The sequence below is a fragment of the bacterium genome (genome assembly GCA_029210965.1).
Lineage (GTDB): Bacteria > BMS3Abin14 > BMS3Abin14 > BMS3Abin14 > BMS3Abin14 > JALHUC01.
In genome coordinates this window covers 48,464-61,176 of record JARGFZ010000008.1, presented here as the reverse complement: position 1 = coordinate 61,176, position 12,713 = coordinate 48,464, and the positions used below count along the sequence as shown (strand labels likewise).

8 protein-coding genes are annotated in these 12,713 nt (G+C 55.9%); all 8 read right to left on the bottom strand.

What is annotated here, in order from left to right:
• Positions 1 to 11: 11 nt before the first annotated feature.
• The 8 genes from P1S59_05220 to P1S59_05185 are packed head-to-tail and all read right to left on the bottom strand — an operon-like array spanning position 12 to position 12,699.
• Positions 12 to 1,235 (bottom strand): type II secretion system F family protein, encoded by a 1,224-nt coding sequence (locus P1S59_05220; GenBank protein MDF1525656.1) that lies wholly within the window; start codon positions 1,233 to 1,235, stop codon positions 12 to 14.
• Entirely contained in the window at positions 1,222 to 2,949 is a 1,728-nt protein-coding gene (gspE, locus tag P1S59_05215) for a type II secretion system ATPase GspE (GenBank protein MDF1525655.1), read from the bottom strand. Before gspE ends, P1S59_05220 begins: the two co-directional genes overlap by 14 nt.
• 5 nt (positions 2,950 to 2,954) lie before the next feature.
• The gene (gspD, locus tag P1S59_05210) at positions 2,955 to 4,976 is read right to left on the bottom strand and encodes a type II secretion system secretin GspD (protein MDF1525654.1); all 2,022 of its coding nucleotides are present in this window, start codon (positions 4,974 to 4,976) and stop codon (positions 2,955 to 2,957) included.
• Positions 4,977 to 4,980: 4 nt separating this feature from the next.
• Positions 4,981 to 5,904, bottom strand: a complete 924-nt coding sequence (gspC, locus tag P1S59_05205; GenBank protein MDF1525653.1) for a type II secretion system protein GspC — start codon at positions 5,902 to 5,904, stop codon at positions 4,981 to 4,983.
• Between the two features lie 27 nt (positions 5,905 to 5,931).
• Complete coding sequence (locus P1S59_05200) at positions 5,932 to 8,373, bottom strand: hypothetical protein (GenBank protein MDF1525652.1); 2,442 nt, start codon at positions 8,371 to 8,373, stop codon at positions 5,932 to 5,934.
• A complete protein-coding gene (alaS, locus tag P1S59_05195) occupies positions 8,370 to 11,015 on the bottom strand; it encodes an alanine--tRNA ligase (GenBank protein ID MDF1525651.1) in 2,646 nt (881 codons plus the stop codon). The genes P1S59_05200 and alaS overlap by 4 nt, the downstream gene beginning before the upstream one ends.
• Positions 11,012 to 11,455 (bottom strand): RecX family transcriptional regulator, encoded by a 444-nt coding sequence (locus P1S59_05190; GenBank protein MDF1525650.1) that lies wholly within the window; start codon positions 11,453 to 11,455, stop codon positions 11,012 to 11,014. The genes alaS and P1S59_05190 overlap by 4 nt, the downstream gene beginning before the upstream one ends.
• A 59-nt stretch (positions 11,456 to 11,514) precedes the next feature.
• Positions 11,515 to 12,699, bottom strand: coding sequence for a PilT/PilU family type 4a pilus ATPase (locus P1S59_05185; protein ID MDF1525649.1), 1,185 nt, complete (start codon positions 12,697 to 12,699; stop codon positions 11,515 to 11,517).
• Positions 12,700 to 12,713 lie beyond the last annotated feature (14 nt).

The window sequence follows — 12,713 nt, the reverse complement described above, 5'->3', positions numbered from 1 at the left end:
TATCTTCATTTCTAACCGGCTCCAACAAGCTGATTCAACTCAAAAATAGGAAGAAGGATCGCCAAAACCACGAAAAGGACAACAACCGCCATAATGAGGATGAGGGCAGGTTCCAGGATGGCAGTGAGGGCCTGAACGGAACGGCTCACCTCCTCTTCGTATGTTTCAGCAACACCGGTGAGCATTTCCGAAAGCTCGCCGCTCTGCTCACCTATAGATATTACCCTCGGCAATAGGGGAGGAAACACTCCACTGGTCCTGAAAGCCTGGGCAAGGGACCCTCCCTGGGAAACCTGCCGGCTGGCGTCGCGAACCGCCAATACGAGGACCCTGTTGCCCAGAACATCCCCCACGATCTCAAGGGATTTGATAAGGGGAACACCGCTTGTCAGAAGTGTCCCGAGAATGTGGGATAGCCTTACGGTGGCCACCTTAAGCGCCAGTCCACCAAACAGGGGAACCTTTAGCTTAAAGGCGTCAAGGGCAAGCCCCGTTTTCTCACCGCGAGCAAAGGCGCGGTAGGAAATCCCTGCCACCCCGATCATCACCAGAAACAGTATCCAGTACCTGGAAACGATCCCGCTTACAAACAGGAGGATCATGGTGGGAACAGGAAGGGTCTGCCCGAAATCGGTAAAAATACCCACAACCTGTGGGACAACGTAGGCGAAGAGAAAGAGAAGAAAGGTGGTGCCCAGAACTGTCATCACCATGGGATAGACCAGCGCTGCGACAACCTTACCCCTGAGGCGCACCTCCCTGTCCAGGGTATCGGCGAGCCTTTCCATTATCTTTTCAAGGAAACCCCCTGTCTCTCCCGCGCGGCACATCTGTACATAAATACCGGGAAAAACCAGGGGATATTGAGCCAGGGCTTCATGGAAGGTGGCCCCTTCGTTGACAAGGTTCCGGACTCCGGAAAGAGTCTTTCGTATAGCCGGTTTTTCCATCTGTTCCACCAGCGCTTCCAGCGCCTGCACCAGGGGAAGGCCGGCCCTTAGAAGTGTTGAAAGCTGACGGGTCAGGGAGGCCAGGTCCGACCGGCTGATACGCCCGAAACCAGGGAAGGATGAGCGGGCAGGTATACTTGAATCGACCGCGGCCGAATCAAGAGAAACGATGTAAAAACCGTCTTTCTTGAGTATTTCCCTGGCCGACTGGGAAGAAGGAGCATCCAGAAACCCTTGTTTCCGCTTCCCCTTGCTATCAAGGACAGCGTATTCAAACAGCGGCATGGCCGTTTTCTTCCTGGGTTACCCTCAGGACCTCTTCGATGGTAACAATACCCTTCAGGACCTTTCCGGCGCCATCCTGCCTTAATGTTCGCATCCCCTCCGCCAGGGCGGCTTTTTTAATGGATCCGCTGTCCGGATTCCTGAGGACAGCTGCCTTAATGGAATCGCTTACGACCAGAAGTTCATAAATGCCGGTCCGCCCCAGGTAGCCGGTGCCAAGACAGTGGGCGCACCCTGCACCACGCCACAGTCTTCCCTCATGCAGATCTTTTTTGTCTATTCCAACTTCTTCCAGTTCCTCGGGAAGAGGAGCATATTGTTCTTTACAACGGGTACAGATCATCCTGACAAGCCTCTGGGCCAGGATCGCGTTGACCGATGAAGCCACCAGGAACGGTTCGACTCCCATATCAATGAGCCTGGTGACAGCACCGGCGGCGTCGTTGGTGTGAAGGGTGGAAAACACGAGATGCCCTGTCAATGATGCCTGGATGGCTATCTCAGCAGTCACCAGGTCCCTTATCTCCCCGACCATAATAACGTTTGGATCCTGCCGCAGTATGGACCGCAGACCGTTGGCAAAGGTGAGATCGATCTTGGGGTTTACCTGGATCTGACTGATCCCCGCAAGCTGATACTCTACCGGATCCTCAACGGTGATGATGTTCTTGTCCGCCGAATTTATCCTCGTGAGAGCCGCGTACAAGGTCGTGGTTTTTCCGCTGCCGGTAGGTCCAGTGACCAGGGTAATGCCGTGGCTGGAATGCGTCACCTTTTCCACAGCCTTGAGATGATCTTCTCCCATACCGATCTCGGAAAGGCCCAGGAGAACCTGGCTCCTGTCAAGCAGCCTGAGAACAGCACGTTCCCCAAAGCTGGTGGGAACGGTTGAGACCCGGATATCGACATCCTTCCCCGCTATCTTGACCCTAATCCGGCCGTCCTGGGGAAGCCTCTTTTCCGCGATGTCCAGGCTGGCCATGATCTTCACCCGGGACAGGATAGGGGAATGAAGTTTTTTGGACAGGTGGTGGACGTTGTGAAGAACCCCGTCAACACGGTACCTGACGGACAGGTCATCCTCGAAAGGCTCCACGTGGATGTCACTGGCCCTCTCCTTGACAGCCTCATAAAGCACCGAATTAACGAAGTTTATAATAGGTGCTTCATCAGACCCATCGAGAAGGTCCTGGGGTTCCTCCAGGTCCGAGACACGGATTGCCAGATCGCCATTTTCGAGGTTTTCAATAACATCCCCTGCCGACTCCGATGCCCGCTCGTATGTGCGGTTGATAGCTTCCAGTATGGACCGGCGTGTACTGAGGACCGGCTGAACCTCCTCAGCGAACAGGGTGCGCACATTTTCCATAACCTCATCATCGATGGCACTGGCAGCTACGTAGAGTGTCCCGTCATCGGGATCCCTGAAGGGGAAAATAGTATGTTTTCTGGCGAACTGGATGGGAAGGGTCCGGGGTAGTGGAAGAGCTGTGGATCCGGAGGGAAATTCCATCCTGAAGGGAACTCCGGTGGCTTCGCTCAACAGACCGATGACTTGCATCTCATCCAGGAAGCCTGACTGGACAAGGGCCTCGGTAAGAGCGAGTCCTTTCCGCTGGGCGTGGTGATCCACCTCGATAAACTGCTCAGGGCTGAGGAACCCCCCTTCGGAAAGAGCTTGCCGGATCCTATCCTCTACACCTGGGACCGTCATGAGGCCTATTCCTGCTCTTCAGAGCCGACAGGTATGTCGGTTTCACTCTCGCCAAGGTTCATCCTTTTCCTGACCTCCCCGGGGAACTCCTTGTGATCTTTTTTCTTATTAGTGTCGGCGTCGGGGAACTCCTGGAAACCTTCCATCCTTCCCCGGGCCGCATCCTGAAGCTGCTTTGAATTGGAGATGATGTGGGGGGTCAGGAAAATAAGGAGGTTGCTCTTTTCTGACCTGGTCGATTGCGAGCGGAAAAGGGGTCCAATGAGAGGGAGGCTTCCGAAGAACGGTACCCTGCTGACGTTTTCTACCTTGTCGTCCCGGATCATCCCGCCAATGACCACAGTATTTCCATCCTTGACAACTACCGTGGTGTTGGCCTGTCGTTTCAGGGTCGTGGGAGCAAGCTCCGACGTCCCTATCGTGCTGGAGACCAAAGCCTCGAGCTTGCTGAATATGTCCATCTTCACATAATTGCTGCTGTTGATCTGGGGCGTGAGCCTGAGGGTGAGCCCCACATCACGGTAGTCGAAGGTGAATATCGGCTGGTTGTTGGAGTCGAACTTCTGACTGGTCTGGAAAGGAACCGTCTGGCCTACGATGATCTCGGCTTCCTTGTTATCGGTGGTTACGATAGTGGGAGTGGAGAGGATATTGATATCGGAGTCGGTTTTCAGGGCTGTGATAAGTGCGCCCAGGTTGGGGAATTCCAGGTCCCCGAAGGAGATCGTCTCCCCAATGGCACCTACCACCAGTCCGTTGGGAAGCGCGGCAGGGTTAGCTACCAGCTGGTTGAATTCACCAAAGCTGGAACCTGCGAACACGGCCGCGTCACCATTCAGATCGTCAGCGATCCGCCATTCCACACCCAGTTCCATTGTCCTGGTAAAGGAGACTTCGGCAATGAGGACCTCCACCAGCACCTGTTCCCTGGGGATATCCAGCTTTTCGATAACCCTTATTAGTGCCTCATACTCTTCAGGTGTAGCTGTAATTACCAGAGCGTTGGTGGAAGGGTCCGCGATGATGGAGATATCGCTCTTTTTTGTCTGGGGCCTGGCCGCCGGCTGAGGGGCGGGCTGCCCGGGTGCCGTCTCGCTTAAATTTACCGCTTCTGCCAGAGGGATGCCCGTAAGGACACTGGACAGCTCGCCAGCGTCAGCATTCTGCAAATAGTACACACGGACCTTTCCCGCTCCCTGGGGAATAGACACGTCCAGTTTGCTCACCAGCTCCTGGATCCGATCAAGGGCCTGGCTGTCCCCGATGGCGATAAGGGTGTTTGTCCTTTCGTCTGCGATGATCTTTGCGTCAGAAGATGCTGCCGGCGGCTGCCGCCCGCGGGGAGTCCTCTGGGCCGGCTGCGCACTTCCCGACTGGCTCTGGAGTACCTGGGAAACCTTGGCCGCCAGGTCCTGAACAGAGGCATAGTTCACGGGGATCAACCTGATCTCCTCTCGGGCGCCAGGTACATCAACCATGGAAATGACCTGGTTTATGCGCGCCAGGAGAGATTCGGTAGTGGTCACGATAAGAATGTTTGTCGGGCCGTAGGCCGTAATGTTATCCGTCTTGGGGATGAGGGGAACCAGCAGGTTTTTAAGCTCCTCAGCTTCCGTATACTCCACGGGGATGATCTGGGTCACGTAGGCATCGATGCCTGTGATCCCTTCCGACCTGCCCACTTTCATCTGTACCCCGTAGCCGGCGATGTTCGCCGATGGAACCACCTTGTTGATCTTCCCCGAGGGGACAACGGCAAACCCCTTGACGTTGAGTATGGAGAGAAACACCTGGTACAACTCTGGAGATGTCAACGATTTGGGACCGATCACAGTCACCTTACCCTGAACACGGTCATCCACCAGGAAGTTCTTCCCGGTGATCTCGCTCACCGTCTCAATGACCTTGCGTATCTCTACATCGTTGAAATCAACGTTGTAGGCCTGGGCCGCGTAAACCTTCACCGGGGCCAGAAGCAGGCAGAATGCGAGGGATATAATGCCCAACTTGACCATACGTAATCTCATGGCATCACCTGATCTCATATTGCAGGGTTAGGTTTTTTCGAAAGCGCTCCAGGTCCACCGTCACCTGGCTTTCGTCCCGAAGCTGCTGGAACATCTGGAGGGCCTGTTCCGGGCCTGTGATATCCAGACCGTTGACGCGCTTGATTATATCACCATTAACCATCCCGAGACTGGCAAAGAGACTGCCAGGCCGTATATTGAATATCTTGAACCCGTCCGGCTTCCCATCGGCAAAGTGGGGCACGACACGGATCTGGGTGAGCAGTTTGTTGAAATCCTGGAGTACTCCTTCAACCTCCCGACGGTCCATGACGAAATTATTGTCCCCAACCTTACGAACCGTTACCGGCTCTGACCCTTCTGCCACGGTTGGGGTTCTCTGTGCCCTGGCTGGACGAGTGCGGGAGGATTGAGGAGCCGCAGCACTTTGGTCATCGTCTTTCTCCAGGATCTCCTCCAGACCGTTCCTGAGAAGAACCACCCTGTTGCGTGCTACCGAAGTGATGACCGTACCTTCCCTGATCTCGTCGCCGACAAAATGGATCTGCTCCTCACGGGTGCCCGTATCCTGGATGATGGCAAAAGACCTTTTGCCGTTGACCTGCACCGCCGTTCCCAGCAGTTTGAGGGGGAGAGTGCTTTCCGGGAGGCCTTCCATATCTGCTTCAGTTTTCTCGGCTGCGGGGGAGGCGGTGTTCAAAACCTTGCTGCCGAAAAGGTTCCGCTGGACGATCACAGCGGCATCCGGCTCCTGAATTCCCCTGTTAACTGCACTTGTAGCCTTCATCTCTACCTTTGTGAAAGGCAGCAACGCCACCGGAGGCATCAATGTGGCCAGGATGATCCTGGAGGCCACAAAACCGGCCACAACCAGGAGCACCAGATCGGCGAGGGTAAACAGGTATCTGTATGTTTTGACCTGATCCATTGGCCCTTTACTTTCAGGTATCGCTTCCTACCAAAGAGGATCCTGATAGTCGGGTTCATCCAGGGTTCCGAAGAAGAATATCCCGCTGCCCCCAAATGTGGGTTCTGGAGAGTTAACCAGTTCATCGCTGAAATCGTAATAGGACAGCTGGAACTCCTTGGCCTGTAAATGAGGTCCACGTGTCGGCCAAGGCCGTTGTTTATTTACACTGAAAACCCTCAGGATCCCTGCAAAACCACGAGCCGGACTGCTTATCTCACGTACAACCGCCTGTCCATACGCGTTGGTATTGTAAAGAATAGTCAACTGATTGGTGGTCCATGAGCCGGCAGCCAGGGAGGAACTGAACTGACTGGCCGTTCTCTGCCGGTACCCGGCGGAATCAGAGCTGTCGAAGGGGGTGCCCATGACATCAGCCGACAGGACGTTGGATGCGCCCTCTACAAAACTGAACACATCCCGGTGATCGGCGTTGGAGGAGGGACCGGAAGATGACATATTAAACCTCTCGCTTTCCGTAGAAGCATAATAGTAACCAGACCAGGAGTAGAAGGCCCCCAGTTTGGTTGCCCTGGTAATGCCCCTGTCGGGGTTCTCCTGGATGACCCTCCAGACGTATTCACCCTGCCCCTGAACCGGATCCTGCCCCAGGGCAAACCCTCCTGCCGCGGAACCGTAGCTCCAGGTGGCCCCCAGAGGCCAGGTGGTGCTGCCCATAGAATAGCTCACTGTGGAGAAGAAAGCGGGGTCGTCCGACGCCCAGGTGGGCCCGATGCCGTCCCCTCCGGTCAAAGTCACCTGGCTCGCAGCTATGGCCGAGTTCCCGAAGGAGTCAATGGCCCTGGCCACGTAGTTATAGGGTATACCGTCGGGAATATCGGTCAGCGATAATGTTTCCTGCGGTGACGCGCTCGGGTAGGTGGTGAACATCATGGCTTCCTCGTTGGATGTGAAGGAAGCCGGAGCCCAGTATATTCGCCGCACCACACTGCTGGAATCGGCCACCGCTGAGACCATCACATCCACATCTCCGTTCCCCATGGGTGTAACGGTGAGGGTCAGCCCGGTTGGGGCAGTGGTGTCGAGGGCCGCTGTGTACGACGGCGTGGCCAACGCAACGGATGATGCCGTCCCCACGTTCCCGTTGGCGTCGAAAGGTTCAAATCCAACAGCATAGGTCTTGCCGTTGACCAGACGGTCCAGAACATAGGAATCGGTGCCGCTATTAGGACAAAGGTGGGTATCCCTGATAAAGCGTTCATCAAAAGGCCTGGCGTTGAAATCGGAACTGGGGGCAGTATAAACCCTGAGGTTATCAGTGGGCTGGCAGGTCAGGTCAATGTCGATCTGCCCACCCACTGTGGAATCGGCCACAGCGCTGATGATGGAAACAGAACCCAGGCTTGAGGAAGAACCGGGAGGGGTCGCCCTCCGGGTTGAGGTCGATCCCGTCGTATCCAGGTTGGAGGCCCCGTCCCTGGCCCGCAGGGCAAAGGTATATTCAACTCCATTCTTCAGAACGACCCCCGTGTTCCCTGTGCCCGCTCCCACAGGGATCTTTATCGCAGCACCGTCAAAAATTCCCTGAACATCCCGAAGGACCGGATTCTTTTCCCAGTCGGCCTTACTCCACTGTGAGGTGGGAGCGTAATAGAGATCGTAATCGATGGGGGTTGACGCATCGCTTGCCTGGCTGGACCAGACTACCACCTGGTTCACAGTGGACGTTATCTCAGCCCTCTGGATGCCTGCAAGGGGAACCTGCCAATCAGGCTGGAGGTAGCCGGGGCCTGAAGGGTCCATGGCTGTGGTGTACTGGGGGTGGTCGACGACTCCCAGGGGGAATCTGGTATCTGCGTCGTCATCTTCCCACAGCTGGAAGGTATAGGTTATTGTAGTACCGAGGGATGGATCCTGGCGCCACCAGAAGGTGGGGCGCAAGTTACTGCCAAACTCATCTGTATTGGCCGTTCGGTAACTGTTTGCCGCATCCAGGCCATCCGTGAGCCACTGATTATCCAAGGGCGATTTTTGAATATCATCCAGGTAAACGGTTACAACCGTGATCTCGCCCTTGTTCACCGGAACGACGAGCACGTCGCTGCCGCCTGCAAAGGGGCGGTCAGCAAAAGAACGAGGCGCCAGCTCCCCGGAAACCTGGCTGGCCAGGGGAACCCACCCGATCCCGCCCTGGGGATCGATCAAGGTAGCGGTGTCCAGCTGAATCGTATGGTCCCCTTCCTGGCTCAGGCTTTTAAATACCTGACCGGCGCTTCCCGTGATGAGCGTATCCGAACCGTCCAGAAGCAGGCTCACTCCGTCCACAGGGCCGCCCTTCGCGCCGAGAACCTCCACAACGATGGCCGTCTCTTCAGGCAGGAGTATCCAGCAGCCGGAAATAACTGCCAGTGAAACCAGAAGGAGTGCGAGTTGCACAACAAAGATGATTTTCCTGAAACCGGATCTCATTGAGCCATCTCCCTGATCACGCTGTCCACGGCATCCAGCAGCTCCGGGAGCCCTTCCGGGTTTTTCCCCCCTGCCTGGGCCATATCGGGCCTGCCTCCCCCTCCTCCACCTACCAGGGGCGCGAGGCGTTTGACAAACTCACCGGCCGGGAACCGATCCGACAGGTCCTTGGTCACCCTTACAACGAGGGCAACCTTTCCTGAGTCACGGGTTGCGAGGAGAACTACCCCGCTCCCGATCCTGTCCCGCATCCTGTCCGCCGCATCCCTGAGAGAACCTGCATCCTGTCCGGGCAGTTCAGCAGCCAGATACCTGATCCCTGACTCTTCCCTGATCTGGTCTTCCAGATCAGCAGAACCGCCGCCGGCCACACTTGCCATCAGCTCCTTGATTTTCTGGTCCTGCTCCTGAACGGTTTCCTGAAGTTTTTTGAGGCGCCCTGGAAGTTCCGGTACCGGCACCTTCATCGAGGCGGACAGTCCCCTGAGGAAACATTCATCATTGCGCAGCATCTCAAGGACCCCTGTCCCCGTTGCACCTTCCATACGCCGGACGCCGGCTGCGATGCTGCCCTCCTGGGTGACCTTGAACAACCCGATATCCCCTGTCCGGGCCACATGGGTGCCTCCACACAGCTCCATGCTCACACCGGGGACCGAAACGACTCGAACAGTTTCGCCGTACTTCTCACCGAAGAGCGCCACCGCTCCCTCCTCCATGGCCTCTTCTGAAGACATCACCCGGGTCAGGACATCCAGGTTTTCCAGGACGTGGCCGTTCACCAGATCCTCAATACATCGTACCTCGTCATCGGTCACCCCCTCGAAATGACTAAAATCAAAGCGGAACCGATCAGGTTCAACCAGAGAACCCGACTGTTGAACATGGTCTCCCAGAACTTCCTTTAAAGCCGCGTGCAGTAAATGGGTGGCGGTGTGGTTGCGGCGCGTCGCGCTGCGCGACACATGGTCCACCTCGGCGCTGCAGAGGTCTCCGACGCGCACCGTCCCCTCCACCATGCGGCACCGGTGCACCACCAGCTCCGGGAGAGGTCGTGTCGTGGCCAGAACAAGGGCTTTAAATCCCTGACCGACGATGGTACCCGTATCCCCCACCTGCCCCCCGCTCTCACCGTAAAATGGTGTCCGATCCAGGACGATCTCCACTTCGCCTTCACCGGAGAAAGAATCAGGCTGATCTTCCCCGGCTGCAAGCCCCGCAACGACACTTCCCTCAGTACGTTCCTCATCGTAGCCTGTGAACGCAACGGCTCCGGCCTTATCCATCAGGTCACGGTAAACAGGGGAAACCAGTTGGGCTCCGGAACCTGACCAGGACGCCCGGGCTCTTTTCTTCTGTTTTTCCATCTCCTGGTTGAAACCCTCCACATCCACACCGACGCCGCTTTCCGCGGCGATATCCTGGGACAGGTCCAGGGGGAATCCAAAGGTATCGTACAGGCGGAAGATCTCATCACCCGGGAGTTGGTCCTTGCCGGAACCTTTTATCTCTTCGATAAGTTGGCTAAGGCGCATCAGACCCTGATCAAGAGTTCTGCCAAACCGTTCCTCTTCGAGATGAACCACCTTCTGCACCGTTTTCATGCTTTCAAGCACTTCGGGGAAGGCATCCCCGAGGACTTCTCCAACAAGTGGACAGATCCTGTAGAGAAACGGTTCGTTCAATCCAAGGAGCTTGCCGTGCCTGGCAGCCCGGCGCATGATCCGGCGAAGAACATATCCGCGCCCCTCGTTGGATGGAAGTACACCTTCGGCGATGAGAAAAGTGACAGCGCGCACATGATCGGCGATGACTCTGAGGCTGACATCGCTGTCATCGTCAGATCCATAACTGACTCCCGAGACCCTTGCGGCCTCCTCAACAAAGGGGAACACCAGATCGGTGTGGTAGTTGCTGTCCTGGCCCTGAAGCACCGCTGCCAGACGTTCAAGCCCCATGCCCGTGTCTATACTCGGTTTCGGCAAAGGATGAAGTTTGCCCTCGCCATCCCTGTCGTACTGCATGAACACAAGGTTCCAAAGCTCCAGGAACCGGCCGCAATCACAGTCCGGACCGCAAGCGGGCAACCGGCAGCCTGTATCCTCACCCCGATCAAAAAGGATCTCCGAGCAGGGTCCGCAGGGCCCGGTTTCCCCCATGGACCAGAAATTATCCTTTTCTCCCAGCCTGAAGATCCGATCGGCCGGAACCCCGGCGACCTCCTGCCAGAGTCCATGAGCCTCATCATCATCGTCAAATACGGTGACTATGAGCCGGTCAGGATCCAGACCCGCTACGCTGGTGAGAAATTCCCATCCGTAATGGATAGCCTCCTTCTTGAAATAATCCCCGAAGGAAAAGTTGCCCAGCATCTCGAAGAAGGTATGATGCCGCGCGGTGCGGCCGACATTCTCAAGATCGTTGTGCTTGCCGGACACTCTCATGCATTTCTGGGTGGATGCGGCCCGGGAGTAACTCCGTGTCTCGTTACCCAGGAACAGTTCCTTGAACTGGACCATTCCGGCGTTGGTGAAAAAGAGGGTGGGATCGTTATGAGGAAGGAGGGAGGAGCTTTTAACACGTTGATGCCCCTTCCCTTCAAAATAACTGAGGAATAGTTCCCTGATTTCGGCACCTGTCAAGATGAATCCTCCTCGAAGGAAATACCGTTCATAGCATGGCCGATAGCCCGGGTCGAAAAGCCTTTTGACCTGAGATGACGGTAAAGGGCCTCCCTGCCTTTTGCTCCGGTGGCCTTCCCGGCCGCTTTCCCATATGATCTCAGAGCCCGCAGTTTTTTTTCAGCTGCCTTTATCGCCACAGCCGCTTCATCCTCGTCAGGGAAGGAGTCTCTGAGAACCGATTCGATGATCTCGTCGGGGATACCCTTTTGCCTCAGATCTTTCAGCAAGCGCAAGCGACCATGCAACTGATTAACGGAACGGCTTGCGACCCAGATCTGCGCAAAGTCGAGGTCATCGATATAGCCCTGTCTGGCCAGTACTTCCACAACACTATCGACAATATCCTCTGCAAAATCACGCGTTGATAAAGCTGCTCTGATCTCATAAACCGTGTGCATCCGCCTGCCAAGGGCTCTCAGCGCGCATTGCCTGGCGGACTTATAGCTGCTCCCGGTCATCAGAAACGGTCGAGCTTGAGTCCCGCGCTGTCATCCTCTGGTCCCGATGCAGTTTCATCCTCTTCGGATGCGTCTGCCGACATTTTTTCCATTTCCGACCATGAATCCGAGGTACCGTCTATCCCCTTCACCTTCAGAGCAAAGTCATCAGGACGCGTACTCTGTCTGAGGGCTTCCTCATAGGTGATACGTTTTTTCTTAAACAGCATCATCAAGGCCTGGTCGAAGGACTGCATACCGTACTGGGTGTATCCGGAGGAGATGACATCGGGAAGTTCTGCAGTCCTGTCCTTGTCGATAATACACTCCTTGACCCTGTTGGTGGCTATAAGGACCTCCACCGCGGGAGCGCGCCCTTTTCCCTGGGAAACAGGTACAAGCCTCATAGATACGATCCCCTGTAAAACCCCGGCCAGCTGCATACGTATCTGCTTCTGCTGATAGGGCGGAAATACCGAGATGATCCGGTTGATCGTTTCCGTTGCGTCCACGGTGTGGACAGTACTCATAACAAGGTGTCCGGTTTCCGCAGCCACCAGAGCCGTTTCCACCGTTTCGAAGTCCCTCATCTCCCCGACCATTATGACATCGGGATCCTGTCGCAACGCACTCTTTAAGGCCGCTCCGAAGGAGAGTGTATCCGAGCCGACCTCTCTCTGGTTGACGATGGATTTAACATCACGATGAAGGTATTCAATGGGGTCTTCCACGGTGAGGATATGGGAGGTTCTGTTCTGGTTGATGTGGTGAACCATCGCCGCGAGGGTAGTGGATTTGCCGCTTCCCGTTGTCCCGGTGGCAAGGATCAGGCCTCGAGGCTTTAACGCCAGGGTTCCCAATACAGGCGGGAGATCCAGTTCCTCAAGGGTCTTGATCTTCACCGGGATAAGCCGGAAAACGAGGCCGATGGTACCGCGCTGCTGGAAAATGTTGACCCGGAACCTTCCCAGACCCGGGACGCTGTAGGCGATATCGATCTCGCTACTGCGCTTGAACTTCTCCTTCTGGCCATCAGTCATGACCGAATAGCCGATCTTCATGACATCTTCCTGTGTAACCCTCCTCTTTTCCGGCATGGGATGTAGACGGCCATCCACCCGCAGAACCGGAGGGTTACCCACCTTGATGTGCAGATCGGAGGCCTTGTAGGCAGAAGAGGCTTTCAGAAGTTCGTTGATGTCCAGTATATCCTGCTCAC

Bases quoted from the DNA above. Each gene is read 5' to 3' on its own strand.
- gspE (MDF1525655.1), bottom strand. From the start codon at position 2,949: ATGACGGTCCCAGGTGTAGAGGATAGGATCCGGCAAGCTCTTTCCGAA.
- gspC (MDF1525653.1), bottom strand. From the start codon at position 5,904: ATGGATCAGGTCAAAACATACAGATACCTGTTTACCCTCGCCGATCTG.
- P1S59_05220 (MDF1525656.1), bottom strand. From the start codon at position 1,235: ATGCCGCTGTTTGAATACGCTGTCCTTGATAGCAAGGGGAAGCGGAAA.
- P1S59_05190 (MDF1525650.1), bottom strand. From the start codon at position 11,455: ATGCACACGGTTTATGAGATCAGAGCAGCTTTATCAACGCGTGATTTT.
- gspD (MDF1525654.1), bottom strand. From the start codon at position 4,976: ATGAGATTACGTATGGTCAAGTTGGGCATTATATCCCTCGCATTCTGC.
- P1S59_05200 (MDF1525652.1), bottom strand. From the start codon at position 8,373: ATGAGATCCGGTTTCAGGAAAATCATCTTTGTTGTGCAACTCGCACTC.